The sequence below is a fragment of the Paraburkholderia sp. BL18I3N2 genome (assembly GCF_003001875.1).
Lineage (GTDB): Bacteria > Pseudomonadota > Gammaproteobacteria > Burkholderiales > Burkholderiaceae > Paraburkholderia > Paraburkholderia phytofirmans.
In genome coordinates this window covers 1-26,207 of record NZ_PVNC01000003.1, presented here as the reverse complement: position 1 = coordinate 26,207, position 26,207 = coordinate 1, and the positions used below count along the sequence as shown (strand labels likewise).

At 59.6% G+C, this 26,207-nt stretch carries 26 protein-coding genes and 2 pseudogenes; 17 read left to right on the top strand and 11 right to left on the bottom strand.

Annotation, left to right across the window (positions count from 1 at the left end):
• Positions 1–217: 217 nt before the first annotated feature.
• Positions 218–1,558, bottom strand: a complete 1,341-nt coding sequence (locus B0G75_RS09670; RefSeq protein WP_181309219.1) for a serine hydrolase — start codon at positions 1,556–1,558, stop codon at positions 218–220.
• A 287-nt stretch (positions 1,559–1,845) separates the two neighbouring features.
• Positions 1,846–2,847: a hypothetical protein gene (locus B0G75_RS09665; RefSeq protein WP_106303820.1), complete on the bottom strand. Its 1,002-nt coding sequence runs from the start codon at positions 2,845–2,847 to the stop codon at positions 1,846–1,848.
• 409 nt (positions 2,848–3,256) lie between these two features.
• Between B0G75_RS09665 and lpxA the strand changes: the two genes are divergently transcribed.
• The 3 genes from lpxA to B0G75_RS09650 all read left to right on the top strand — a co-directional run bounded on the left by lpxA (position 3,257) and on the right by B0G75_RS09650 (position 5,539).
• On the top strand, positions 3,257–4,042 hold the full coding sequence (lpxA, locus tag B0G75_RS09660; RefSeq protein WP_219908276.1) for an acyl-ACP--UDP-N-acetylglucosamine O-acyltransferase: 786 nt from the start codon (positions 3,257–3,259) through the stop codon (positions 4,040–4,042).
• Positions 4,043–4,245: 203 nt separating this feature from the next.
• Positions 4,246–4,731, top strand: a complete 486-nt coding sequence (locus B0G75_RS09655; RefSeq protein ID WP_106303814.1) for a GNAT family N-acetyltransferase — start codon at positions 4,246–4,248, stop codon at positions 4,729–4,731.
• Positions 4,732–4,969: 238 nt separating this feature from the next.
• Positions 4,970–5,539 (top strand): GNAT family N-acetyltransferase, encoded by a 570-nt coding sequence (locus tag B0G75_RS09650; RefSeq protein ID WP_106303811.1) that lies wholly within the window; start codon positions 4,970–4,972, stop codon positions 5,537–5,539.
• A gap of 79 nt (positions 5,540–5,618) precedes the next feature.
• On the opposite strand, the gene B0G75_RS40135 is transcribed toward B0G75_RS09650, so the two are convergent.
• Positions 5,619–5,807 carry a hypothetical protein gene (locus B0G75_RS40135; protein WP_146142491.1) on the bottom strand — a complete coding sequence of 63 codons (189 nt, stop codon included), beginning with the start codon at positions 5,805–5,807 and terminating at the stop codon, positions 5,619–5,621.
• A gap of 29 nt (positions 5,808–5,836) precedes the next feature.
• Here B0G75_RS40135 and B0G75_RS09645 point away from each other — a divergent pair, with 29 nt between their 5' ends.
• Together B0G75_RS09645 and B0G75_RS09640 are read left to right on the top strand one after the other, a co-directional pair.
• On the top strand, positions 5,837–6,448 hold the full coding sequence (locus tag B0G75_RS09645; protein WP_106303808.1) for an ATP phosphoribosyltransferase regulatory subunit: 612 nt from the start codon (positions 5,837–5,839) through the stop codon (positions 6,446–6,448).
• Between the two features lie 185 nt (positions 6,449–6,633).
• A pseudogene (locus tag B0G75_RS09640) lies at positions 6,634–7,259 on the top strand (tyrosine-type recombinase/integrase).
• Positions 7,260–7,434: 175 nt separating this feature from the next.
• Here B0G75_RS09640 and B0G75_RS09635 read toward each other — a convergent pair.
• Entirely contained in the window at positions 7,435–8,352 is a 918-nt protein-coding gene (locus tag B0G75_RS09635) for an AraC family transcriptional regulator (protein WP_106303805.1), read from the bottom strand.
• Positions 8,353–8,455: 103 nt separating this feature from the next.
• Between B0G75_RS09635 and B0G75_RS09630 the strand changes: the two genes are divergently transcribed.
• From B0G75_RS09630 to B0G75_RS09620, 3 genes are all read left to right on the top strand, one after another.
• Positions 8,456–9,205 carry an SDR family oxidoreductase gene (locus B0G75_RS09630; RefSeq protein WP_106303802.1) on the top strand — a complete coding sequence of 250 codons (750 nt, stop codon included), beginning with the start codon at positions 8,456–8,458 and terminating at the stop codon, positions 9,203–9,205.
• Between the two features lie 63 nt (positions 9,206–9,268).
• Positions 9,269–10,027: an SDR family NAD(P)-dependent oxidoreductase gene (locus B0G75_RS09625; protein ID WP_106303799.1), complete on the top strand. Its 759-nt coding sequence runs from the start codon at positions 9,269–9,271 to the stop codon at positions 10,025–10,027.
• A 385-nt stretch (positions 10,028–10,412) separates the two neighbouring features.
• Positions 10,413–11,054, top strand: coding sequence for a glutathione S-transferase family protein (locus B0G75_RS09620; protein WP_258194306.1), 642 nt, complete (start codon positions 10,413–10,415; stop codon positions 11,052–11,054).
• A gap of 104 nt (positions 11,055–11,158) precedes the next feature.
• Here the strand turns inward: B0G75_RS09620 and B0G75_RS09615 are convergent, their stop codons facing one another.
• Positions 11,159–11,590 (bottom strand): GNAT family N-acetyltransferase, encoded by a 432-nt coding sequence (locus tag B0G75_RS09615; protein ID WP_106303793.1) that lies wholly within the window; start codon positions 11,588–11,590, stop codon positions 11,159–11,161.
• A gap of 343 nt (positions 11,591–11,933) precedes the next feature.
• Here B0G75_RS09615 and B0G75_RS09610 point away from each other — a divergent pair, with 343 nt between their 5' ends.
• Both B0G75_RS09610 and B0G75_RS09605 read left to right on the top strand, forming a co-directional pair.
• Complete coding sequence (locus B0G75_RS09610; RefSeq protein ID WP_106303791.1) at positions 11,934–12,368, top strand: hypothetical protein; 435 nt, start codon at positions 11,934–11,936, stop codon at positions 12,366–12,368.
• Positions 12,369–12,457: 89 nt separating this feature from the next.
• Positions 12,458–12,646 (top strand): hypothetical protein, encoded by a 189-nt coding sequence (locus B0G75_RS09605; RefSeq protein ID WP_106303787.1) that lies wholly within the window; start codon positions 12,458–12,460, stop codon positions 12,644–12,646.
• 216 nt (positions 12,647–12,862) lie between these two features.
• On the opposite strand, the pseudogene B0G75_RS09600 reads toward B0G75_RS09605, so the two are convergent.
• Positions 12,863–13,415, bottom strand: a pseudogene (locus B0G75_RS09600) (ATP-binding protein); the annotation flags it as partial.
• Here B0G75_RS09600 and B0G75_RS41995 point away from each other — a divergent pair.
• Complete coding sequence (locus B0G75_RS41995; RefSeq protein ID WP_374956882.1) at positions 13,407–13,901, top strand: sensor histidine kinase; 495 nt, start codon at positions 13,407–13,409, stop codon at positions 13,899–13,901. The pseudogene B0G75_RS09600 and the gene B0G75_RS41995 overlap by 9 nt on opposite strands.
• 388 nt (positions 13,902–14,289) lie before the next feature.
• Here the strand turns inward: B0G75_RS41995 and B0G75_RS09595 are convergent, their stop codons facing one another.
• From B0G75_RS09595 to B0G75_RS09585, 3 genes are read right to left on the bottom strand one after another with little or no spacing between them, the layout of a single operon-like run.
• Entirely contained in the window at positions 14,290–14,637 is a 348-nt protein-coding gene (locus B0G75_RS09595; protein WP_106303784.1) for an NIPSNAP family protein, read from the bottom strand.
• Complete coding sequence (locus tag B0G75_RS09590; protein WP_106303781.1) at positions 14,634–16,355, bottom strand: FAD-dependent oxidoreductase; 1,722 nt, start codon at positions 16,353–16,355, stop codon at positions 14,634–14,636. Before B0G75_RS09590 ends, B0G75_RS09595 begins: the two co-directional genes overlap by 4 nt.
• A gap of 34 nt (positions 16,356–16,389) precedes the next feature.
• Positions 16,390–17,238, bottom strand: a complete 849-nt coding sequence (locus B0G75_RS09585) for an SDR family NAD(P)-dependent oxidoreductase (protein ID WP_106303778.1) — start codon at positions 17,236–17,238, stop codon at positions 16,390–16,392.
• 124 nt (positions 17,239–17,362) lie between these two features.
• Here B0G75_RS09585 and B0G75_RS09580 point away from each other — a divergent pair, with 124 nt between their 5' ends.
• Complete coding sequence (locus tag B0G75_RS09580; RefSeq protein ID WP_106303775.1) at positions 17,363–18,295, top strand: helix-turn-helix domain-containing protein; 933 nt, start codon at positions 17,363–17,365, stop codon at positions 18,293–18,295.
• Here the strand turns inward: B0G75_RS09580 and benC are convergent.
• Entirely contained in the window at positions 18,244–21,114 is a 2,871-nt protein-coding gene (gene benC / locus B0G75_RS09575) for a benzoate 1,2-dioxygenase electron transfer component BenC (protein ID WP_258194303.1), read from the bottom strand. The genes B0G75_RS09580 and benC overlap by 52 nt on opposite strands.
• A gap of 812 nt (positions 21,115–21,926) precedes the next feature.
• Here benC and B0G75_RS09570 point away from each other — a divergent pair.
• From B0G75_RS09570 to B0G75_RS09550, 5 genes are all read left to right on the top strand, one after another.
• The gene (locus B0G75_RS09570) at positions 21,927–22,280 is read left to right on the top strand and encodes a DUF1428 domain-containing protein (RefSeq protein ID WP_106303772.1); all 354 of its coding nucleotides are present in this window, start codon (positions 21,927–21,929) and stop codon (positions 22,278–22,280) included.
• Positions 22,281–22,408: 128 nt separating this feature from the next.
• Positions 22,409–22,786 (top strand): nuclear transport factor 2 family protein, encoded by a 378-nt coding sequence (locus B0G75_RS09565; protein ID WP_106305534.1) that lies wholly within the window; start codon positions 22,409–22,411, stop codon positions 22,784–22,786.
• Positions 22,787–23,171: 385 nt separating this feature from the next.
• On the top strand, positions 23,172–24,083 hold the full coding sequence (locus B0G75_RS09560; protein ID WP_106303769.1) for a LysR family transcriptional regulator: 912 nt from the start codon (positions 23,172–23,174) through the stop codon (positions 24,081–24,083).
• Positions 24,084–24,199: 116 nt separating this feature from the next.
• Complete coding sequence (locus B0G75_RS09555; RefSeq protein WP_258194302.1) at positions 24,200–25,054, top strand: SDR family NAD(P)-dependent oxidoreductase; 855 nt, start codon at positions 24,200–24,202, stop codon at positions 25,052–25,054.
• A 170-nt stretch (positions 25,055–25,224) separates the two neighbouring features.
• Positions 25,225–25,590, top strand: coding sequence for a helix-turn-helix transcriptional regulator (locus B0G75_RS09550; RefSeq protein ID WP_106303763.1), 366 nt, complete (start codon positions 25,225–25,227; stop codon positions 25,588–25,590).
• Between the two features lie 402 nt (positions 25,591–25,992).
• Here the strand turns inward: B0G75_RS09550 and B0G75_RS40575 are convergent.
• A partial coding sequence (locus tag B0G75_RS40575; protein WP_181309256.1) for a hypothetical protein occupies positions 25,993–26,207 on the bottom strand: 215 nt, incomplete at its 5' end.

Sequence of the window (26,207 nt, the reverse complement as noted above, 5' to 3'; positions counted from 1 at the left end):
ATCCCTGAATTAATGCCGGACGGGTGGTGCTCAGATCGCTTGTCTCGGGAGCCGATCACCTGTCTGAACATGATCCAGTCGGCTTCAGGCTCAGTCCGGCCAATTTAAGACATCCGCGAGTAACGTTTAGATTGTCGACGATCGGCGAATACACCGCATCCCGTTCATTCCTTCTGCCGGACGCCAGACTGTGCGCCGATGTCGAAGTTGCTCTAACTCATCCGATTTTCAACATTTCAGTGTCCTTTCCATGCTGACGCAGCGTCATGGAAACGACGACGCCATGAGAATCAACATTAAAAATGACCTGAACATTTAGGTCGAAGTCCGCGAAGAACTCCTGGGCGTTTTCGGGAAAGATGCCGAACGGGCCTTGACCTGTCGCCTGAGCAATCAGATGTTGATCCGCTTCCGTCACAATGATCACAAAGTCCGCTCGCAGTTCATAACGACCTGTGTAGGATTGCAGCACTGCCTGATCAACCGGGACGATCACCCGTGCTTTGTTCAACGGCTTAGCCGGATTCAAAAGATGGTGCGCAATGTCGCCCACGTCACCCGCTGCGTTGGACATTAATACCACGCCGGTCCGCGCGCGGCGGTAGAACAACATCATCGAGCGATAGCCCGCCGTGCCACCGTCGTGACCGTACAGTACGTCGTCGCCTAGTGCTTTCGCTCCCCAACCGAGTGCAATATCTTGATCCGCTACGCGTTGGCGCAGCGTCATCGTTTCTTCAATCGCCTGGTCGAGGCTGGATTTACGCTGCCCGAAGATGGTCTCCAATAAGGTCAGCTGGTCGTTTACTGTCGAGCGAAGTGCGCCTGCTCCGGCAAAGGGTGAAGGACCGAGATTCCATCCTAGTACCGGCCGCAGTGAGGCGTCATGTCCGGGTACAAGACGGATTTTCATGGAATCTGACAACTCGATCGATGTGCTACGCATACCCAGCGGACCAGTGACGCGCTCGCGGATCAAGGTCTCATAGTCTTTGTTGGCACGGCACGTCAGCGCGTGGCCCAACAGGCCGACACCAAGATTGGAATATTCTTCAACCGTGTCAACATCGCGCGTGAGTTCGTGCGCTGCGAGGAATTGGTAGAGCGCGTCAACGGTGTAATGCCGATAAGGATCGGGATCGTCGCCATTGAAGTTGTCGGGCATTCTGGGAAGGCCGGACAAATGTGTTGATAGCTGCTGCAGCGTTATTTTCCGGCCGTTACGCTCAGGTACCGCTACGCCGCTTGGAAGCAGATCCTGAACCGGCTCGTCGAATGTTGCTTCTCCTCTCCCGACCATATCGGCGAGTAGGAATGCCGTGTAGACCTTTGTGATTGACCCTATCTCGAACACAGAGTCGCCATCAGGAGTGCTGGTGTTGTCGGCGCTGTGGCGGCCATAGCTCACGACACGCCGCCTGCCACCATCGATCATGCCGACCACGATTCCTACGCTTTGCCTCCTCCCATCGACGCGATCCGAAAGAATTGAAAGAATCTCATCGTTGGTGGGGAAATGCGAGTGGGACGCTTGTGGGTTGCGGTCGGTTTTAGGCATACGTGGCTCAACGTGTAGGGACGGGGATATCGTCTGGCACCAAGATTTTCGCCAGTCGCTCGGACGGCCGCCCATTCGTCGACCGCCGACCGCAATCACCACCTTTGAAGAATTTGACTTTCCGTCTTGCCCGGCTTATGCGTAGCGCATTAAGCGGCGTTCGGCCAATTTGGGACGTTCGACGGTGCCACCCAACTCGTCGACAAAATTCCCCTCGTGGCTCGCTGGCAACTGACGAGCAGCGTGATGCAGTTCTTCCGGAATCCAATCGGACGGACGTGAACGAGTTAGCGGCCTCCACCGAAGCTGGCCCATGCTAGCCTGTCCGAGCGCATTTTGATGTATTCCGGATCTGAGGACAACGCGGGAGAGAGTTGACTCCAGGTCAGCCCCGAAGGCGACCCAAGATAAAGGATGGCGTCGAACTGCTCCTGCATCACCGGAGAGCGAATAGGATCGACGTAGATCTCTACAATGACATCATCATGCTCGATAAACATGGCGTGCGGATAATACGAGCGAAAACTCGCCTCCCCGAGCGGGGTGCGGCGAATGTCCGCAAGGCTAGGGGTCGGCCAGGAGTTGACGTCGGGCTGTAAGGTCGCCGGATCAACAAACACTGGAACCCAAACAGAATAGACTTTGACTCCTTGGCTTTCCAGCAACGAAACGATGCTATTCGGTAGCGGATTGAATCGTTGTTCCGCCTTCTCTTGGTTTGTCGTTTGCCAGTACAGGTTTTTACGCAACAAGTGCATGCCACCGTAGACGACCAAGGCGCGGCGCTGCCTGGCCAGCACTTCACGTTGGATGATTTCTACTGCACAGCTGTTGCGGTCGCCTACGGCCCTCGAAGCTTCATCGAACTCCTCAGCGTTTTTGATTTTCGACCAATCGATCGGCAGATCGCCCAACAAGACACGAATCTGACGGTCTTTAGGGAGCGAGGCATTCACATCGCGCACCTCACGAAAAAGCCCCTCAAAGACTGGACGATCCCACACATCGTGGGGTTGCGTAGTGTTTTGCCACGCTTGGCGGAGTTGATTTTCGGGTACGTCTTCTCCCGCAACGAACCGGTCCATCATCTCCTGGTAAAGGGAATTTCCGCTTTCAACTACGATATCGTTCACGATGCAAGCAAATCTGGGGTCCCGAATCAGCGAAATCCGAAAAGCATAAGCTTGTTCACATCCGTGGCCGCCGTCGCAAATCGCGACGACATCGTTGGATTTGAAAGCTTCCAGAATACCGGTGATCGGATCAATCGGACTTGCAGCTATTGTCATCGGGTGGGCTCCATCACTCTGGTTTCGGGCGTTCCAAATCTTACTGCGTCAAGTATTGATGACGGTCTCACAGGTGGGAAGTTCTGCGTGCTGCATTAGTTTGGAAGTCCGGTTTTCAATCAATGCGACCGTCCCTTGTCGGGCGCGCGCTATCGATCGCGACCTCGCGAGATTCACGGTGCATGCAGTTTGCACAATTCGATAACCGGCCAATTCCGGAGGTCGGGGCATGCGCCATGATCGTAAACAATCTCTCCTGGTTTCAGTTGTCGATAGCTAGTTGAAAGCTATAGCCGAGCGAAATCGAAGATTTATTTATTCAGCCCGCAAAGCGAATCACACCGCGCTGCTCAAGGATTTAATTTGAGCTAGAGTCCAATGCTGACATTCCTGAGAGGTTAAATTTGTGATTGACGAAACGGCTGTCATCCACCCGACTGCGGTTATTGAAGAAGGTGCCGTCATTGGGGCTCGAGTTCGCATTGGCCCCTACTGTTGTATAGGCGGTGACGTCGAGATTGGCGAAGGCACCGTCCTTAAGTCGCACGTTGTCGTAAGCGGGCACACCCGCATTGGCCGAGACAACGCGATCTACCCTTTCGCCACGATCGGAGAAGACAACCAGGACTTGAAATACGCTGGAGAGCCAACCGTCGTAGAAGTGGGCGATCGCAACAGAATCCGGGAAAGTGTCACGATCCATCGCGGCACGGTCCAAGGAGGCGGTATCACCAAGGTCGGAAACGACAACCTTCTAATGGTCAATGCGCACGTTGCCCACGATTGCATCGTTGGCGACCATTGCATTCTGGCAAACAATGCGACGCTAGGCGGTCACGTTATCCTGGATGATCACGTGATCATCGGCGGTATGTGCGCAGTCCATCAATTCTGCGTCATCGGAGCGCACGTTATGGTGGGCGGCTGTTCTGGTGTCGCGCAAGATGTGCCGCCGTTTGTTATTGCGCAAGGCAATCACGCTTCACCTGTCGGAGTGAATACCACGGGGCTACAACGCCGTGGCTTCAGCAAGGAGGCGATACAAGCCATCCGGAATGCCTACAAGCTGCTTTACCGTAGCGGGAAGACGCTTGACGAAGCGAAGCCGGAGATTGCTGAGATTGCAACAGCCCATGCCGAGGTTAAGCCTTTTTACGATTTTCTTGATCGCTCGACTCGCGGTTTGATTCGGTGAGGAACGGCCAGGCAATCCGCGCCGCGTGAACGGTTGATTCTCGAACAAGCGGAAGGCGGACGGGTCACCTTATTAGATCTGCATGCAGTTGCAGGCGCCCAGTCGCGGTCTGCTACTGAAGTGGTCCGAACAGGCGGCAATTATTTTCTGAAGTACTCTTGCAGCGTGCCTCTCCATGCCTCCCCCTTACCTGAACTTCCCTTATGTCGCATTCTGTCGATGAATTTCTCGCGCTTGACGTACTTACATTGCGTGAGCACACAGAACGAGCTGGCGACGCCTTTGACGTAGACGAGCACCGGAGAAAATTGTGCAAGTCCATGGAGATTAATGAGGTGTGCTCTGTGCGACGGGACGGGAAACTCGTGGCCTATGCCATGCTTCGCCCGGAAGCAGGAGCGTGCTGGTTCGTTGGTGCCTTTGGTATGCACCCCTTGCATCGAACGTACACCGTGGTAAATGAGCTGTTCGCGAAGATCGCGACCTTGGCGATCGAACGAGGGATCGGTGAGCTACGAAGCCATGTCTATAAGACCAACCGATTGTCTGTTGCTTTTCATCGCAGGCTTGGATTTCTGGTGACGAGTGAGAATGACAAGGGCTTCGAGTTCTTCATCACACTGGATGAACTGGCCACGAAGCCAGCAATACGGCGTGCCACTGCCCGAGCGACATCCGCCGCGGAGTAACGCGCAAAGCCCACTGTGCTCAATCGCAACGAGAGGCCGCATATTCCTTGAGAATGCATCCAAACGTCGGTCACCAGGAGCGGACGTTACAGCCTTTGAAGGTCCACTTTCGGAAAGCGGGAGTGACCGGTCCGGGTCGGTTTGGTGCGTTCGTCGGCGGCCCGGACTCGGCAATTTTGAGACATTCGACGGCAGCGCTTAAACTATTGACATTGCTCCGTGGCACACACCGAACAAAATGAGCGCAATTGAACTGCTGAGACCCACGACCGCATTGCTGCCAAGCTACATTTCGGCCCTCAAGGCGGGATGGTCACCTGACAACGTTCGTAAGGAGGTCGCTGCGCGAGAACAGTTGCACGCAATAGAAGTGAACGCAGAGGCATTTGTCGACGGCCTAGATGACCCGACCGCATCGGGCGGCCCGATTCCTCTACCTGATGGCTCGACCATCGTCCGTCTTCCAAGCGTTGTCCGATGGATTTGGGACGGTGATGTTAGCGGGGCAATCGGATTTCGTTGGCAGGCTGGAACTGCCGAATTGCCGCCGTATGTACTCGGACATATCGGCTTCTCAGTCGTGCCGTGGAAGAGGGGCAACGGCTACGCCAAGCAGGCGCTCAATTTGATGCTGGGCCAAGCGAGGCGACAAGGCTTGCCCCACGTTGAGCTAACGGTTGATCCTGAAAATATTGCCTCGCAGGGGGTTATCGCGGCGTGCAGCGGCGTCTTGATCGAGCGCTTCAGAAAGACGGCGGCCTACGGATTCGCTGAGACTCTTCGCTATCGTATTGAGCTAAACAACTGAGAAAGCCGTCTGCCTGTTCGGCCAGCCTTAATCGGACGGTGGAAGCATTGCCGTCGTTGCACAGGCATCAGTTTATGTGTCAATATCGACGCCATGGAACTTCGTAACGTCCCAAATCTGCCCCATCACCATCACGGTCGACATCCAACGCGCCGTGGTCCGTTACGTCCATAGCAGGGAATACGGGATCGTAGTTCCCTCTCCATGCACAAATGACCAAGGCGCCACCGGCGCCTTTTTTATTTTCAACTTCAAAGAGAATTCTCATGACCATGATTCGCGGAACACGTTTCATCGTTGGCAAGGAAGCCGCTCAGATTCGCGCCCTGGAAACCCAATATCGGAGCTATCTTCATTAACGTCGGAGCAGAGGAGGCGATTGTCCCCACCTTGTGGTCGCAAGATACATTTATTCAAAAGGCCGGTGGTAGCGAGATCATCGGGCAGATGTGGGCCTTTCCCGATAAGAAGGGACGGGCTTGCTGCCTGATTCCAGAGGCGACTGCACTTTTTCAGGAGCGTTGCAGCGAACTGCGGGGCCGCCAACGGGAACGGATGTTGTTTTATATTGCTCGATGCTACCGCTATGAACGACCTCAAGCCGGCCGTTACCGTGAATTCTCCCAACTGGGATTTGAGTATCTCTGCCCCGATCCAAAATCGGCGGTCAAACGTAGCCAGGAAATAGCGACCGGTTTTTTCGATTCGCTTGGCCTTCGCTATGAAATCGACGGATCGGCCCGTAGAGGCCTCAGCTACTATCTGAACGGTCGGGGCTTCGAAATGCGCTGTATTGAACTCGGAGCACAGCAGCAAGTGGTGGGTGGTGGCGCATACCAAGAGGGTGCCGGCTTCGGCATCGGCGTTGAAAGACTATTGTTGGCGATGACCGCTCAAGGGCTTGTGTAACGGGCGCCGATGCCGACGTGGCTTGCGGCTCAGAACAGCCGCAAGCTTCATATTGCCATCCACACGTTGCCAGGCGAGTTCGCGAACGTCCGCTTCCCGCGGACTCGACCGTCCGGTGTGGGGGCGAGCAGCGCCCGTTGACGGCGAGCCAGACTAATTCTCCATTCACTTGAAAGGAGATGGTCATGAACGCGACTGATGAAATAATCGGCGCCAGGATACCTTGGAACAAGGGCAAGCTAACAGGACAGAAGCTTCCACTGAAGCTCAAGGAAATCTGGGCCATTCGCATCCGTCTTCAGCTTTGGGCGAGAGTTCGCGACCTCGCCATGTGCAATCTGGCGATCGATAGCAAACTGCGCGCTTGCGATCGAACAAAGCTTCGGTTTTGCGATGTTTGCCACGGGCCACACGTCGCTAGCCGGGCGACGGTAATGCAGCAGAAAACGCAACGGCCAGTTCGGTTTGAGATTACCGAGCAGACGCAATTCAGCGTCGAAGCATGGATAAAGGCGGCAGCGCTGGTGTCGGGTGACTTTCTGCTCCCAAGCCGGCCCCGAGCATCAACGCACGTCTCGACACGCCAGTACTTGCGGGCGTACATAAATGGATCGCGTCAATCGGGCTTGACGACAGTGCGTACGGCACCCTCACAATGCGCCGTACGAAAGCGTCACTGATCTACCGGCGAATCAAGAACCTCCGCGCCGTTCAACTGCTGCTTGGCCATACCAAACTTGAAAGCACAGTGCGGTACCTTGGCATCGAGGTCGACTATGCGCTGGAGATGGCGGAGCAGACCGAGGTGTGAGGCGTCAACGCCGGGCGACGATGGGATGCTGTCCCGGCCAGGAAGCGTCACTCGTTTATCCCCTCGCTCGAACATTCAGATGACTGTTTGCTCAAACAGCCGTCATTGGTGAATCGCTTTGAGCCACTGATCTCCTCGGCCTTACGGCCACCGGAAACAGCGTGCTTCCGATGGCTCACGTGTCGTCGGTGGACACCTGCTCCTCGCGCGCATATTGAGAAGGTGGCCGCCCGACGTGCCGCGTGAAGGCGACGCTGAAGGTGCTGGCGGAGCTGTAGCCAACGCGCTGTGCCACTTCGGCGACACGGCCTTCATTACGACGTAGCAGGTTCTTCGCGAGCGCCATGCGCCAGGTGAGCAAATATTCCATGGGCGCTACGCCCACCGCGCGGTTGAAGCGCTCAAAGAAGGTCGAGCGCGAGAGGGCGGCCTCTTTCGCGAGGTCAGCAACCGTCCACGCGCGTGTAGGGTGTTCGTGCATCACCCGGATCGCGGCCGCAAGGCGGGCATCGGACAGTCCACGAACCAGCCCCGGTGATGCTGTCGTTTCCGCCGTCGACCGTAGCGCCTCGATAAGCAGCACTTCCAGCAGTCGTGACAGCACGACCTCACGCGCTGGACGCTGCGCGCGCGATTCGTCCCGTACGAGTTGCACGAGGGTGGCCAGTCGATCGACGCCGCGGACATGCACGATTTGCGGTAGCAAAGAGACCAGCAGCGATGCGTCGGGTGAACCGAAGCTGCAGTGGCCGACCATCATGCGCAAATCGACCGGACCATCCGGATCGCCGATGCCGAATTCATTGTTGCCAAGCACGAGTGGCGCGAGCGTTTCAACGCCAGGCGGTGGCGGCACGAGGCTGGACATCGACACGCCGTAGGCCGCGGGAATCAGCACGAAGTCTCCCGAGACAAGCTCGATGGGCTCGTGTCCCTCGATCGCCATGCGGCATGCGCCCTCAAGGATCACGTAGTAGAGCGGCTGCCCGCTATCCGAGCGGCGAACGCGCCATGAGCCTGCACCCAGAACCAGCTTGGAAAATCGCGCGCCCGGCTGCAGCAACGTCACGACTTCGGCCAAGGGATCGATCATCGCTGGACTCTTGCGAATGAAATTCGGATTTTAGATGGTAGCAGGTACGGTCAGGGTCGTCTATCGTAAGGGCATACGCAAACCACCTCACACCGGAGTGTCCATGAAAACCGTACTGATCACCGGCTGCTCGTCCGGATTTGGCCTCGAGATTGCCCGCTATTTTCTGGCCCGCGACTGGCAGGTCGTCGCGACGATGCGCACGCCGCGCACCGACCTGCTGGCGCCTTCAGAGCGTTTGCGCGTGCTGGCGCTCGACGTCACAGATCCGGAAAGTATCAGCAAAGCGGTCGAGGCGGCCGGCCCGATCGACGTGCTCGTCAACAACGCGGGCTTCGGCGCGGCTTCGCCGGCGGAACTGGTCGCACTTGAGACGGTACGCGATATCTTCGAGACCAACACCTTCGGCACGATCGCCGTGACGCAGGCCGTGCTGCCTCAGTTCCGGCAGCGCAAAGCCGGCGTCGTCGTGAATGTCACGTCGAGCGTCACGCTGAAGGCGCTGCCTCTAATTGCCGCGTACAGCGCCAGCAAGGCGGCGGTGAACGCATTCACGGCGTCAATGGCGTTGGAACTGGAGCAGTTTGGCGTGCAGGTGCGTCTGGTGCTGCCGGGCCGCGCGCCCGACACCCGGTTCGGCGAGAACGCCCGCGCCCGGATGCATGGTCTCGACCATGAGGCGTACGCTGATCTCGCCCGCAAAGTTATCGCAGGACTGCAGAATACCTCTTCGCCGATCACCCGCGCGCAGGACGTCGCCGAGGCCGTTTGGCGCGCGGCGACAGACCCGTCGTCGCCCATGCGCATCCCGGCCGGCGCAGATGCCGAAGCATGGGCGGCGGAGGCTCGCTGACCCGGCGACATGAATTGAAGAAGGCTTGTACTCGCGCGAGCGCATTACATTCAGGAGATTGCTATGCACGACAAATCCGTTGCCCTCGTAACCGGGGCGAATCAAGGAATCGGTCTTCAGGTTGCGAAGGATCTCGCGGCACGCGGTTTGACTGTGCTGGTCGGGTCGCGCAGCCTCGAACGCGGCGAGGCTGCGGCCACGGAAGTCGGGCGGGGTGCCGTCGCGCTCCAACTCGACGTGACGGACCGGGCTTCGGTCACATCTGCGGCAGAGCGCATTCGAAACGAGTTCGGCCGCCTTGACGTGCTTATCCAGAACGCGGCCATTTCGAATACGAGGAAGCAGCCCGGTCAGTCCGTTGAGGAATATGCGAAGACGACGCGCCCCAGCAACGTGGATCTCGATGAAATGCGCGCGGTGTGGGACACCAACGTGTTTGGCGTGCTGGCTGTGTACCAGGCAATGCTGCCACTGTTACGCAAGACGCCGGGCTCCCGCATCGTTAACGTGTCGAGTGGCCTTGGGTCGTTGACGACGAACTCGAACTCGGCCTTCCCCTACCGCGCGATCTTCGGCCCCGTCTACCCGGCGTCCAAGACGGCTCTCAACGCTTTGACGGTTGCCATGGCCATCGAACTTGAGCCAGAAGGTATCAAGGTCAATGCCGTCTCCCCGGGTTTTACCAGGACGAACCTCAACGGATATGCGGGCACCGAGACCGTCGAGGAAGGCGCTCGCGAGGCGGTGCGCGTTGCGCTGCTGGGTCCGGACGGCCCCACAGGGACGTTCACTCGCTGGCAAGGGGAAACGATCCCATGGTGATTTAAGTCTGGAGCGCGCGTTCGGAAGGATCGATGGATTGGGTTGGAGCGCATGAAACCGGGCCGTTCGTCTGAGCCATGGTCGCGGCGTTAAATTTCGCTGTTGTTGAACTGGTGGCGGCAGAGCGTTCGCTCGGCACACCGGACGAGCGGATGGCAGGTGCACTTCCGAAGGAGCCGTTCAGGTCGTGCGAATTGGACGGCGACTTAGGGTCGACATGAGTCTGATGCGATTTGTATGACGCGTAGCCAAGGGTGTCGGCCCGTAGACCGTTGACAATTCTGCCGCCTGCGAATGCGAATCGGGGGCACCGAATCAGCGGTCGTAGGCTTCGTTAAAATAGACTGTTGTATCCGCGCCTCTCATGCGCGACAGGGGCGATGCTATGCCGACAATCGAAGTGGTGAAACTATACGGCGCCGCATGGAGTGTCTATGTGCGGATCGCCCGGCTTGCGCTGGAAGAGAAGGAGGTCAAATATGACCTGGTCGAAGTGGATGTCTTCGCAGAGACGGGGGTCCCAAAGGAGCATTTGACACGGCACCCGTTCGGCCGTATTCCAGCTTTTGAACATGGCGATTTCCGTCTTTATGAGACGGGCGCGATTGTTCGCTATATCGACGACGCTTTTCCGGGACGCAAACTACAGCCGACAGATCCGAGAGCCCGCGCCAAGGTAAACCAGATCGTTGGGATGCTGGACGCCTACGCATACCGAACGCTCGTTTGGGACATATATGTTGAAAGCGTGGTTTCAGTTCGCGAAGGCCGGTTGGCAAATCAAGCCAAGATCGCCGCCGCGCTGCCACGTGCCGCTGTATGTTTATCCGAGTTGACCCGGCTATCGGACAGCCGAGGGTTTCTGATCGGCGATGGCGTGACACTTGCGGATCTGTACGCCGCTCCAATCTTCGCATGCTTCATGCAGGCACCTGAAGCCGCGTTACTGATGCAAGGGTGCGGCAAACTGACCGACTGGTGGCAAAGATTCGCCACTCGGGACAGCATGTCCCGGACAAGTCCGTAAGCCGCTGCGTGCGGAATGCGACGGCACGCTGGAATCGTTCGGTGTGGTCGCCTATTTGCGAAGAATTCGAAGATCCAAGCTTTTGCGGCATGTGACATGCTGACCTACAGTGTCTTCTTCATCGAGGGCGCGGGGTGAAGCGCATAGTTTTGACGCTCGTAAAATGAAACGGCCTCGGGTCTGGCGTCGAGAAACACTGTACTCATGTCACGAGCACGGGCGTCGGCTTCTGCATATTCAAGCAACGCTTGGCCCGTACCGCTTCCCCGAGCTTGCGCAGTGACGACAATATCATCGATATGCAAATACGCACCCCGCGCTAGCGTATGGACCGGCCGAATGCCCATGACGCCGATCAGCTCGCTGTTCGTAAACGCGCCTACGAGCTCGTAACCAGAATATGATTGTTGCCGCACTCGCCTCAAGAACTCTGCTTCGTCCAGGGAGCGTAGCTGGGAAATGACTGGAAATGCTTGTGCCCATTCGGCTGGGGTAAGCCGTCGAACTTTCAGATTGTTGCGGCGACTCCGACTCATAGCTTGTAGCCCTTAAAAAGGTGTCAATTCTTGCACACCCACTTTTTTGACCGCTCAATGTCGACTATGGAGAGCGGAGGGCTCTTGAAGGGTCGCGATATGCCAGTTGCATCGGACAGCACGCGGCCAATTTGGGACGCTCGACTTCGCTGTCCAAATTGCTAACGACCAGTCGAAATTGCGCGAGATTTGCACGCGTTGTTGATCGCGCGCTCCACGTCCGACGATTGAACTACTAGTCGTGCATCGGCCAGAAGCGTCGCGTGCAGCGTGTGGATCACTCAAGAATTTCGACTGTTTGCCGATATTAAAGTCGAGCGTCCTTTCATTGAAGCCGAAACTCATGACCCAGCGATTCAAATCATGGCTGCTGGCGTTCGCCTTGAGCGCAGCGTGTGCCGGTATCGTGGCATGCCTGAACCTGGTACTCGACAGTCCGGATTATCCGCAGCCGTCCTGGTTGATCTATTTACATGTGGCTTGCGCATTCGTCGGCGCGCTTGCCATCACTCGTTTCATCCAGGGCATTCCCGCCGCACTGCAGGGGCCGAGTTCACGATCCACCGTCGCACAAGGCGTCGTCGCCCACAATAGGGTAGCCGTCGTGAACATCGTCGTGCCAGGGAAAAGTGCATTCTTCTCGACAGTCCGGTGCGTCATGATTCTCTGCTTTGTGCTGTGCCTCATGGCACAGTTTGTTCAGGTCGGCAAGCGTACGGATGACACGAGCGGTTCGCCTATCAGTCGCGGCCCGCAGTTGCGGAAGCTAAGTATATGAAGCCGGTTTGCAAGCCGCGTCACGAGCCATCTGCGACAGCAAAGGCTTCAGACGAAGTAAATGATGTGCGTCGTCGGTCGGCGCCCGAGATGCTTGTCGTTTCCCTGCTCGCGCTGGGCATCGCGTCGATCTGTTTCGGACTTTACAGCCTGATTCAAGCATTCGACGTTTTCGATCTCCCGAGCCCGTTTAGGATCTGGTTCTCGCGCGCCCTCGTCGCGATGGCGGTCGGCGTGATCGCCCTGCATATCGGCGGAAAGCGCGCAGAGGCGCTCTAGGGCTCGGTCGTAGGACGCAGTGCGGCCACTGGCCGTCATACGCCTGGTTGCTGCCTCGGAAATTCAAACGGCGGATTTCAGCCGTAGATGCGACGCGCTAACGGGTCCGCGTGCATTTGCTTGTCGCGCCGGTCGTAACGGACTAGCTGTCACCGGCGGGGACGGCTCGCCTGCCGCTTGTCAGCGGGCTGCAGCGCAACACGCAGTTGATCAATCGCCGATTTCGCTATACAGGCGGATGGCCGCCGCTCTGCTTGACAAAGCCGTAGGCCATGCTCAGACCTAGCCCCGTGCCCTGACCGTCCGGCTTGGTGCTGAAGAACGGGTCGAACGCACGCTCCATCACTTTCGGGCTCATGCCGGCTCCGGTGTCCGTCACGGCCGCATCACATATTGCCCAGCTGCGACGTCCGGAAACGCCAGCACATATTCGTCGTCGAGCGTCGCATTCGATAGCTCAAGAGAGAGCTTGCCGCCGTCGGGCATTTGGGTCGCGCGCATTGATCGCCAGACTCAGGATAACGTTTTCCAGTTGATGTGGATCGACGGCGGTATTCCACAGCCCCCGGCAACGACCGACTCGATCTCGATCGTCTCACCAGCGCCCGTCGCAGAAGATCGTCAAGTGCGCGAAGCTGACGTGCGGGATTGATGACGACCGGGCGAGAGGTTGCTGACGACCGAAGGCAAGCAGCTGGGATGCGAGCTTGGCGCCGCGATCGACGGCGTCGATTGCGTTACCCAGCCGCTCGGCGCTCCAGTGGTCGCGCCTGCGCCCGTCGACGTCGCCGCTCGTTGCCGACGAACTGGAGCAGCTGCGCGTGACGCACGGGACACAGAGGGTGGAACTGGATGTGACTGGGGACACTGCGGCTCTGTGCGACGGCCGGCGCATCCAGCAGATGCTTGGCAACCTCGTGGCAAACGCGATCAAGTACGGGGAGCCGGCGGGGGCCGTGCAGGTAACTGTCACTGGAGGAGACCGGGAGATATCATCGCCGTCAGGAACTGCGGGCCGGCCATATCGCCGTCCTTCCTATGTCGCGTGTTTGAACCTCTTGAGCGCGGTCCGGGCGCTGAAACGCGGCCGGGCTCGGAGGACAGCCTCGGCCTGGGGCTCTATATTGCAAGAGAAATTGCCCATGCTCGCGGCGGCGAAATAGCCGCACGGTCCGACGAATCGGAAACGGACTTCACCGTTCGACTACCTCGTGTAGCTCCCGACATCTGTAAAGACCCACCACACCAACGCTAGCACTTTCGACTGGAGTGCAGATCGGGCAGATCGGTGCTGACGAGCGTCTCTGGTGGAATTTACGGGAACGAGCCGGTACGGGCGCTTTGCACCAAGATAGAAACGTCTAGAGAAAGTCCGCGAAGCACGGTCACGGGTCGCGTCCCGCCGACCGCTGACCGGGCCACCTCATGCATCTGCACGAGGCACCGATCGGCCAAGAAGATACGGTCGACTGTGCGGCCCAGATCGTCAACAACCGCGCGCCGCCCCCGTCGAAACGGATCCGCAATCGTTGTCCGTCTGCTCACCATGTCCGACGCACTATCACTCGAATTTCTGTGACAATCAAAGACCGGCGCAATACGATTCTGGGCTTCGGATAACAACAAAACCTTCAGGCATCGGCTTACTCCGCGGCGCTGGCCAGCGCGGCGGCACGGATGAGCCGTGTCTCCTGCGCCACGATCAGATGGCCCGACGCCTTGAGATAGGCCGGGAAATCCGGATGCGTATCGCGTGCAAGGCACCGGCGTTCGTAGTCCGCCAGATTGTCATACCCCCACAGGTGGGTGAACTGGTTTTGCGGCCCGACCATACTTGTCCAAAATCCGAACGGATGTCCTAGTGTCTCGCGCAGGATCGGCATCGCGAGCGTGTCGAACACATCGAGAAATTCAGGCATCTTGCGCAGCGCGATGGTGTAGACCCGGAAATCTACCAAGGGCTTTGCCAGAAACAAGGGACGGGTATTCATGCGTACTCTTTCTCTCTGTGAGTCACCGCTTTGGAGGCAATGACGTTGCCGGTGACATAGCCGAATGTCATGTTGGGCCCATGAGTGATGCCGGCGCCCGGATAGTTGCCGCCCGTTACGCTGCGCCGGTCGTTGCCGACCGCATAAAGACCGTCGATCTGGCTGCCGTCGGCGCGCAGCACCTCGCCGGTGACGCTGGTCCTGAGACCGTCGAACGTGCCCAGATCGCCCATCACGACCTTCACCGCATAGAAAGGGCCGGTCGCGATCGGCGCAACACAAGGATTGGGCTTGTGGTCCGGATCGGCGAGATAGCGATTGAACGAGGTGCTGCCGCGCTGGAACGACGGGTCTTCTCCGCGTTCGGCGTCGCGATTGTAGGCAGAGACCGTCTTCTCGAGCGCCTCGGAAGCAATCCCGCAATTGCGCGCCAGGTCGCCCAGCGTCTCCCCCTTGACGAGATAGCCTTTGCGTAGCAACGGCCCCACCGGCATGGGCGCGGGCTTCGCATAGCCGAGTCCATACTTGCCGAGCGCGACCTTATCGCAGATCAGCCACATTGCCGTCTCCCGTTCACCTTCGCAGGCACGCATCAGCGCCGCGCCAACGTCGTGGTAGGAGTTCGATTCGTTCGTGAAGCGCCGGCCGTTCTTCAGCACGCCGATCACGCCGGGTTTGTAGCGGTCGAGCAGGTGCGGGAACACGCCTGTGCGGCCCTTGCCGAAAGGCACCTTCGAGACCGGCATCCAGGCCGACGCATCGGCGAAGCCGAGCGCCACGGCCGCCCCGATCTTTTCCGCCATGTTCAGTCCGTCGCCCGTATTGGCCGCGGGAGTAGGCGAGAGATGCTCCCCGCCACGCTTCACATGCGGATAGACCTGCGCGATGCGCTTGAGATCATGCGGGAAGCCGCCGCAAGCCAGCACGACGCCGTGCCGTGCGGTGATCCGCAACTCGCCGTCCGCTGCTGTAGCCCGCACGCCGACCACCTTGCCGTGCTCGTTCAGCAGTTCCTTGACGGGCGTCGAAGTAAGGATCGGAATGTCGAGCGCCAGCGCTGACTTCGCGAGCCTCGCGGCTAGTGCGTTGCCGCTCGTCACGTTGATTCCTCGCCGGTAAAGCGCCAGTTCCTTGACGTGCGTGGCCAGACGCCTGGCTACGTACAAAAACGAAACAATCGACTTGGTCGCGCGGAAGAAGTGCTTGAGGTCCGCGTTCGAGGAATTGAACATCATTCCCATGAAGGTAATCGTCTCGAGCGGCGGCTTGAGACGGCGCATGTCCTTGCCGAGCCCGCGAATGTCATAGGGCGCGGCGAGGATCGAGCGGCCGATGTCGACGCCGCCACGCGCATCCGGGTGATAGTCCGGATAGAGCGTGGGCACGAACTTCATCTCGGTTTCCCGCTCGAAGAACTCGACCATTTTCGGCCCGTTCTCGATAAGGCATTCCACCGCGGCCGCATCGTAGTTGCCGCCGGTCTCGCTCATCATGTATTCGCGCACACGCTCGACGGTGTCGGCCGGGTTCTGCTGCCGGCCATACTTGCTCAGCGGAATCCACAATACGCCGCCCGACAGCGCGGTGGTACCTCCGAACACGGGCTCCTTTTCGAGCACGACGACGTCGAGGCCGCGCTTCTTTGCAGTGATCGCAGTAGCAAGGCCCGCTGCGCCCGATCCGACCACGACCAGATCGTAAGTCATCTCCTTCGCCATATTCATTCTCCCTGTCGTTATGGTGTGATGGTGCTCACGCGGACGCCGGCGCGGCGTTGAAGCCGGGTCGCGGCACCATGTCCATCAGCATGCAATCGAGACCGCCGTCGACCAGCACCTCCGCGCCATTGACGTAGGCAGCCAGATCGGAGGCGAGGAATAGGGCGGGACCGGCGAGGTCTTCCGGCTCGCCGATGCGGCGGCTCGCGGTGGCGGCGGCGCGGCGCGCCTCGAAGCCGGGCTCCTCGTAGAACTTCGCGGACAGCGCGGTGCGGATCATGCCGGGCAGCACGCAGTTGCTGCGCACCCCGCGAGGACCCCATTCCGCCGCTAACTGACGCGAGAGCAGTAGCACGCCCGCCTTGCTTGGGCTATACGAACCGCTGTTGGTCTGCGGATTGAGTGCCGCAATCGAGGCGACGTGAACGATGCTGCCTTTCCCTGCGGCCAGCATGTCGGACCCGAACTCTCGAGCACACAGTAGATAGCCGGTCAGGTTCACGGCGATGGCCTGGTTCCAGTCCGCGATCGACACCGTGTCGAGAGGTCCGGCCCGCAGCAGCCCCGCGTTGTTGACAAGCACGCTGGCCGGGCCGAGCGCTGCACGAACCGAGCCGGCAGCCTCGGCAACCGAGGCTTCGTCCGACACGTCGCAGCCGAACGCCTGAGCCACCGCACCGGCCGCCCGAAGCTCGGCGGCGACAGCTTCAGCACCGGCGAGATTCCGATCCATGAGCGCCACATGTGCTCCAACCTTGGCGAACGCGCGCGCGATTCCGGCGCCGATGCCACTGCCCGCGCCCGTGATCACGCAGACCTTTCCGTCCACGGTCAGCGAGTAGGGGGCCGGCGCGGCGGCGCTATTTTCAAGTTCCTGTCTCATGTAGTTATCCTTTCTGAAATTTTCGATGCGATTTCGGTAGCGGAAATCCGCATGGCCATTGAACGCCCACGGCACCTATGGAACAATGGACAGAGATCACATAGAGCAGGACATAACGTGCATCATGGCCAATGACACACAGCGCCGACGGACCGTTCTGCATTTCTCGCTCTACGGCGCGGAAGCTGACCAATCCTGGGTCGACATGGTCCATTACGAACGCATTCCGATGCGTGCCGGCCGTTTCGACTTCGACATCAAGCCGCACGTCCATGACGCGCTGATCCAGGTGCTCTACGTCACCGCCGGGGGCGGAGAAACGTTCATCGACGGCAAGAACTGGGTAGTCGAAGCTCCATGCCTGATCGTCGTGCCAGCGCGCTCGGTTCACGGTTTTCATTTTCGCAGCGACGTCGACGGTCACGTCATCACTGCCGCGCAGTCCGCACTGGAATCGCTGGCGATGGCGGCCGCGCCGGAACTGCTGGAATTCATCCGCGCACCGACAGTGCTGTCGGTCGATCCCGTGGTCGAGCGTGGCACGTCTCTAGGCAACCTGTTCGAGTCGATCGGGCGCGAGGCGGAGATCCAGGAGCGCTGGCAGTTCACCGCCGGCGCGGCACTGACGATCGCCTTGTTCGTCAAGATCGGGCGCCTCAGCGAGAGCGCCCGGCTCTCAACCAGTTCCGAGCAACGGACCATGGCCGGACGGATCGAGCGTTTCCGCGCGTTGCTCGACCGCCATTGCCGTGAGCGGCGCCCGGTCGCCAGCTATGCCGACGAGATGGGCGTGAGCACGGGTCAGCTCTCGCGCATCTGCCGCGCGACCTTCGGAGTCTCGGCAATCGAGGCAATCGATGCGCGCTCGGTCCATGAAGCCAAGCGGCTGCTCGGCTATTCGACGCTCAGCGTGAAGCAGATCGCCAGTGAACTGGGCTTTCAGGACGAGGCCTATTTCGGTCGCTTCTTCCGCAAGCAGACCGGGCTGCGACCCACCGAATACCGCTATGCGGCCCATGATCGATCCGTGCCGCCGGAAAAGGGACAAGCGGGCTGACCCGAGCTCGCCTCCTCATTGGTTGAGGGCGATAACCCACTCAGCTTCACGAACAGATGCTCCGGTCCGGAGTTGGTCAGATTGTTGCCTCGCACATACTGGATCGGTCGTGCCGGGTCGAGCGCAATATCGCCGACCTTGCTGGCCAGAGCCTTCGTCGCGATCAGCGTCTCAAGCTTGGCGAGCGGCGCACCCAGGCATTTGTGCATGCCGTTGCCGAACCCCAGGTGGCCGCTGGAATCGCGGTCGATGTCGAAGGTCTCACCCTCGGCGAACTTGCGGCTGTCGCGGTTCGCAGCCGACAGCAGCAATCGCACCACTGCGCCCTTAGGAATATCAACGCCCGCGACAGTGGTCGCCTCAGTGGTGATGCGGCTCACGCGCTGGACCGTACCACGATAGCGCGCCACCTCCTCGACGAAACGGTCTGCGTCGGTGAGGTTTTCGCGGATCCGTCCGAGCAATTCCGGCTGTTCGGCGAACATCCGAAAAGCGTTGGCGACGAGGATGGTCGTCGTGTCGTGCCCGGCGATGAAAACAAAGGCGCACAGCTCCTTCGCTTCCTTTTCCGAAAGCAACCCGTCCTTCCACATGCGCGCGATATGCCCGCCGATCGACTGGCTGTCGGTGCGAGCAAGCCGCTCCAGCGCTTGCTTCAGGTAAGCGAAGAAAGCCTGCGCGCTCTCCTCGTCGGTGCCGGTCCCCGGCGCATTGCGCGCGAGGCGCCCGAAGTAGCTGAAGGTCTCGTCCGACCAGAACTTCATCTTCTCCTCGTCCTCGTTTGGCACCTCGATCATCGTGGAGATGGTCGAAATGCTGAGCGGGATAGCGAAATCGTCGACGACATCACCTCCGCCTTTGGCAATCATCGCGTCGAGGAGGTGCTCCGCCCTCTGCGCGATCTGCTCGATAAAGGGATCGAGCGCCAGCGGCAGGAAGGACGGCTGGACGACCTTGCGCAAGCGCGAATGGTCGGGCGCATCGAACAGCGTCAGGAACGTCAGCGGTGGTGGGCTGACGACTTCAGAGGAAAACAACTTCGGGTTGCGAATCGCCTGGTAGACATCGTCATAGCGCGACAGGAACCACACGTCCGAAGTCGTCGACTGGCAACGCAGCACCGGCGCGTTCTCCCGCATCCAGCGATAGTGCTCGTACGGGTCGCCTTGCGAGCCGTCATCGACCACCTTGAATGGTTCCAGCCCCTCGGGCCAGTCCAGTTCGTGTGAATAGGGCGGAAGGGTCTTTGCCGTGAACGGGCAGATCTGCGGCGCACTTTGTGGCACGACAGGCGCGGCAGATGATGCGGGTGGCGCTGCGACGATGGGGGCCATCTTGCCCAAGGTCATACGCTCCAGCGCGCGGCTCATCGTGGCCCTGGAATGAAGCGCATGCAGCGCAATCACGTCCCGTGCCGCGTTCAGGTCGCCCAGTTCAAAGGCGGCAACGATATCCCGGTGCTGCTGGACGATATCGCCCACGATCTCGATCTGGTCGGTCAGCGCGCGAGCGATGTAGTCCTGTACGGCCAGTTGACGGTAGAGCGCGATTAGCTGGGCGTTGCCGGAAGCTTCGATGGTGAACAGGTGGAAAGCGTGGTTGGCCTCGATATAGCGCGCAACGTCGGTAAAACGCCGCCCGGACACGAAGCGCGCCGTCGCCTCGGCGAGCTGGCGGAACACGATCAATTGCTCGCTCGACAGCCGGCCCATGGTCAGTTGAGCCGCTCCCAGTTCGAGCGCCATGCGCAGGTCGAAGGCTTCATCGACATCGACAGAAGCGATGCGCTCCTCGCCGGTCTGAACCACGAGGCCGGTGCCCGCGAACTTCTCGTAATAGAAGTTGCGCGGCGTTAGCCCTTCGGACGACAGAAAATCGCGCACCGCATCGACCATAGGTGGCGGACCGCAGAGGTAGACATCCGCGTCCCCATCGTTGAGATGGAGGGCGCTGATGTGGTGGGTCACATAGCCCTTGTTGGGATAGGTACTCTCTTGACTGGCGACGGTGCAGGCATAGGTGAAGTTCGGCAGGCGCCGCATATAGGCTTCGAGCCGGTCGATGCCGACCAGATCCTCGTCGGTGTTCACACCGAGGACCATGTGGATCGGGTACGGACTGCCGCCGTCTGCGACGATCTTGTCGAGCATCGAGAGAAACGGAGCGAGGCCCGTACCGCCCGCGAGAAACAGCACCGGCCGCTCAATGGGGCGCAGGTAGAAGCTTCCCATCGGGCCGCGAAATTCGATTTTGTCTCCTACCTTGGCGGATTCGGACAGCCAGTTCGACATCACCCCTTGAGGCACATTGCGCACGAGGAAGGACATACGCGACTCGGACGGCCCCGAGCTGAAGGAGTAAGAGCGGCTCTGATCGGTGCCGGGCACTCGAATGTTGACGTACTGCCCGGGAAGGAAGCTGAGATCTGCGCGGTTCTCAAGCTCGACCGAGAAGGCGATCGCGGTGTCCGACACTCGTTCGCAGGCGACGACCCGTCCTTGGTGGGAGGACGGGCCGGTCCCGGAGACATCGGAATCCGTGGCGAGCAGAATCACGCAGTCGGAACGTGGGCTCATCTGGCAGGTGAGGACCTGGCGGGCGCTCGCCTCTTCGAGGCTGAGCGCATCTTCCACGCAGTCACCTAGTACGTAGTCGCCAGACTCGCAGACCGCCTTGCAGGTGCCACACACACCATCACGGCAGTCGAGTGGAATATTGATCCTGGCGCGAATGGCTGCATCGGTGACACGCTCGCCCTCCTTGCACTCGATGAAGCGGGTCACTCCGTCCTCAAAACGGAAGGTTATCTGATGGGCCATGGCGGTGTCTCCTCTAGAGTCGCCCGACCATTCCCCTGCGCTGGCGGTTTGCTCGGACGAGGTGGCGCGCGAGGTAACGTTGCTTCTCGCAAACGCCCGTTGGGTTTAATGCCGCCAATTTAGAGCCTGAGCCGCGTCGCACTCAACGGACAGAGGCGACGTTCGCCCGGACAAAACGTGCATCGTGATGGATGCCGGATCACCCGGAGCGGTCCGGACCTCACTCGCGAACACACTTCCGGAAGAGGGTCATCGATCGTGCCGCGCTTGGGAGCGGACGATCGCCACTGCAATGTTGGGATGCATTTCGAAGGTGCGCGGATCGATGGCGAGAAGCCGGCGTGAATTAAACCGGTAAATCTCTGTCCTGGGCGCCCTTCGCCGATGCAGCCGCCAGTTCCCCCTCAACTTCCCGAAATAGCTGATCATGCCAATAGCGACTACTAAGTGAGCCGCCCTTCGACTGGGAGGGATGGTCCCGCGAGCGTCGCCTGCCGGGTTGCTAAAACTTCCGTTACTCGTCCCGGAGGCTTTGCCTGGGTTTGCACTGGTCGATGTATGAGCAAGCAGAAGGCTAAAGAGTGTTGTGTAGTTGACTCCACGACCGCCAGAACGTACGGCTCCGCACCTCAGTATGGTCAGATGCGTTCCCCCGCAAGTGTAAGTTTTGGGGGACCTCGAAATATATCGTGATCTTTGTCGATTTCCTCAAGCGTCGTTCGTCGTGCGTATAGGGCGGCAAGATTGCGGCAATGCGGTCCCGACGTCGCTTTTGCGCCCCTTTTCATTACTAACGCGAACGGAGGTCGTTCATGGCTTACGTAGATGGATTTGTCGCCGCGGTGCCCACGGCGAATCGTGAAACGTACAGGAAGCATGCCGAATCGGCAGCGGCCGTCTTCAAGGAGCACGGCGCATTGAAGGTGGTCGAGTGCTGGGGAGATGATGTCCCGGAAGGGAAGGTGACGTCTTTTTCGATGGCGGTCAAACGACAGGATGACGAGGCGGTGGTGTTCTCGTGGGTTGTCTGGCCTTCGCGTCAGGCACGAGACGACGGAATGAAAGCGGTGATGGCCGACCCACGGCTGCAGCCTGACACGAACCCGATGCCTTTCGACGGCAAGCGGCTGATCTACGGCGGGTTTGAAGTGATCGTGGACGTATGAGGGGCCAAAGAAGGTGGCGCCGGTCGACAAGGGCCAGAAGCTTGCGATGCACCTGAATTTTCTGCAGGTCCATGTGCAGGAACAAGCCGTTTAGGTGCTTCTCAAAACATTCAATGGAGACGACGTATATGCAGCAAGATCCTGCCGACATCGCCCGTGCGAGTTATCTCGCCTATGTACATAAGGACCGCGCCGCCATCGAGGCTCTGATTGGCGAAGACTTCCATTTCACCAGCCCTTTGGATAACCGCCTGGATCGCAACACCTACTTCACGCGTTGTTGGCCCAACAGCGAGACGATCACCGACTTTCAGTTCATCGATGTCGTTGTTCATGACGAACAGGTCTTCGTCGTTTATGAAGGAACGAGTTTTCGCAGTAGACGATTCCGCAATACGGAGCGGCTAACCGTCCGCGGTGGCAAAATCGTCGAGGCAGAGGTCTATTTCGGCTGGTCCCTTCCGCACGACGCGCCCGAAGGCGGATATGTGACCTCGGTCGCCTAGCAACTCGTTGGATACCACAAGAGCGTTTTTGCGCGGTTGTCGGCAATGGCCGCATCGGATGCTCGGCCGCGAGGCGCGGGCGTCTGCCTTGTGATTGCGCTACGGACGTCCGCCGGCGCAGCGCGAGTGGCGGTTCAGGGTCGGTTTGGCGCAATCGCTTCCGCCCGTATTTGGCCATAAGGTGACGTCCGCGAGCCTTTGAGATCGAGTTGTCAAGGGGCCGCGTTCCATTCGAAAGCAGTCGGCGGTCACGAAACAACAAGTGGTCCGCCGCATCTGATTGCGCTACGGGCCGTCGGCGTCCTATAACGCGTGCCTTGTCCGAAGAGGCTCGTCGTTTCGCTACACTGCGCACTTTCGCTGACAACCTGGCAGGAGGCTGCACATGGACCGCATGGTGGCGATGGAGACTTTCATAACTGTTGTCGATGCGGGTTCATTTTCCGCCGCGGCACGCCGGTTAAAGCTGGGCCAACCGGCCGTCTCAAAGACAGTCGCACAGTTGGAGGAACGTCTGGGGGCCCGTTTGCTATTGAGATCGACACGTGGCCTGGCGCCGACCGATGCCGGTCAACGGTTCTACGATCACGCACTCAGGGCCATTGATGAGGCGGAGCGGGCAGAACAGGCAGTACGTGAATCGTCGGATGGCTTGTCCGGGCGACTGCGCATTGGCGCAGCCGTCACCTTCGCCCGGCTACACGTCTTGCCAGCATTAAAGTCTTTCCTGGATCAACACCCCAATCTGAGCATCGATATCGTACTTGACGATCGGTCCGTCGATTTGCTCGAAGAGGGTGTCGATGTTGCGTTACGTATGGGTGCCCTGGACGATTCGAACATGACGGCGCGTCGCATCTCCACCGGGCGGCGGGTCGTCGTCGGCACACCCTCATATTTCGCGGAGGCCGGGTTTCCGCAAACGCCTGTCGACCTTAGCCGTCATCAGGCGGTCGTCTACTCGGTGCGAGGCGGCGGTGAATCGTGGTTGTTCAGCCGGAGTGACGGTTCCGACTCAAACGTAACCTTGTCCGGCCGAATAAGCGTGAACGCAGCTGAAGGCATGCGCACGGCGGTACTCGCTCACATGGGCCTTGCTGTCGCTTCGGAATGGATGTTCGCTCCTGAACTCTCGAACGGCGCGGTTCAGGCCGTCCTGACTGACTGGATGTTGCCGCCGATTGACCTGTGGGCAGTATTTCCGTCCGGCCGCATGGCGACCATGAAAGCGCGTGCCTTCGTCATGTTTGTCGAGCACCTTCTCAATGAGCGCTCCAGCGAGAACCTCATCGCCTAGCCGCTTCGTACCAGGGCGCCAATGCCCCGGGCTGCCTCTTCGCAGTAGGAATAGGAGCTATTCCTCACCCGCGACTACCAGGCGACGCCACCTGAGCGGAGGATACGCATCAACCAATGCACGAAACATTGGCTCCGATGCAGCGGTCTCTTCCGGCTGTTCAGCCCGGAGGACCGCTTCGAAATCTATCTGTTGAGGAAAACATGACCCAGGCTCTGAAAGGCAAACTTGCTCTCGTTACGGGCGCTTCGCGTGGAATCGGTGCAGCTATCGCGGCACGTCTTGCGCGGGACGGCGCATCGGTGATCGTTCACTATGCGTCGAGTCCGGCGCGGGCCGACGCAGTTGTCAAGGAGATCCGCGATGCCGGCGGCGAGGCTGAAGCTGTCGGCGCCAACCTGTCGCAACCAGAAGGCGTCAAGAGTCTCATTGAGGCGCTGAACGGCGCGTTCGGTGGCCGCTTCGAGGGGCGGCTCGACATTCTTGTCAACAACGCTGGCACGGTGGAGTACGGACCCTTCCTTGATTCTTCGGAGACGTCATACGACACACACTTCAACTTGAATGTTCGTGCGCCGATCGAACTGGCAAAAGACGCGGCGGCGCGAATGATGGCGGCCGGCTGGGGACGCATTATCAACGTGGGCTCGGCCTTCGGCGAAGCCGCGCCACTGCCTGGTGTGACGCTCTACATCGCATCGAAGTTCGCCCTCAGAGGCTTCACTCGCGGGCTATCGCGCGAACTCGGCAAATATGGCGTAACCGTGAATGCCGTCCAGCCCGGCCCGATCGATACAGAACTGGCTCCGCAGCCTGGCACAGAAGACCACGCAACGATGACAAAGCTCGCAAGCGTGGGGCGTTTCGGCAAACCGGCGGAAATCGCCGCGGCTGTAGCTTATCTCGCGAGCCCCGAAGCAGGCTACACGACCGGCGAGAGTCTGACGGTCGATGGTGGATGGATTGCCTGAGGAAACCGACGGGCGTTTTCGCTGGCACGCTGGAAGGCTTGATTCGCTCGCAGACGTGCGCGTCGGTCCGGAGCGCGTGCGGGCGCAAAAGTATTCGCACGCGGTTCCCACGTTGTCGCCGCGCGCGTCTGCGAGAGCAAACGACCTTCGACAACAGCTGAGCTACGGAAATGGACGAAGACACCAGATTGCTTGCTTTGAGCGTGATAGCACACCACTCGCGATTGGCTATCTTTCGGCTGCTCGCTGCCGTGGGGCCTAGTGGGTTGCCCGCGGGAGAGATTTCTGCGCAATTAGGAATTGTTCCGTCCAGCCTGTCTTTCCACCTAAAGGACATGTCACGCGCGAACCTTGTATCCAGCAACCGGAAAGGGACCTTCATCTATTATTCGGCGGGCTTGGATGCCATTCATGGAGTTATCGACTTTTTGACTGAAATCTGCCTTGCTGACTCCACAAGGAATCCTTTTTCCGGTAAGGAGGATACAAAAATCAGTGATACGGACGCATGTTTTTTCTGGTCCCACTGCCGGTAAGACGGATGGCCGCTTCACCTGTGAACGCGGCCGGCGAACCTGCGTGGGACCAAATGACCGCGTCGGGCGTGGAAGCCGCCATTCGCGAGCTGGCTTTCCGGGCGGGAGAAGGCTGCCGCGGGCGTCATATCAAGGGCAGCTTCCAAGGGGACAATACTCGTTCATGTCGGGCATCGTGGCCAGACGCATCAGACTTGCCGACGGGTTCCTTTCCTGACATTCGCACCTTTGTGGACGCGAGCATCGGATCGCTGCAGCGGATGCGCCTACCAACCCAAGCTGAAGTTCGCCCCATTAAACGATTCCGCGCGAGCACTATCGTTCCCTTCGGCGCTGCGACTAGCGAACGCGCGGACCTCATCCGGCCGGCCGGATAGACACGGCACAGGCGTGACGCTCGCCTCACGCGGCGAGTGCTCCATCGACCGCGGCCAGGTAGTGCGTGAAGCCTGCCTGCAGCAGCACGGTTCGCACGCGCCCAAGCTCGCATCGCACCGCTTCGTCTGCAGGCGCCTGCAGGACGTGCGCGAGCGCGCGGCCGCGCGCCGCGAACAGCTCGGCCCAAGGCAGCGGTTCGCGCCTCGTGTAGTCCTCCAGTGCCGTCACGTAGAGCAGCA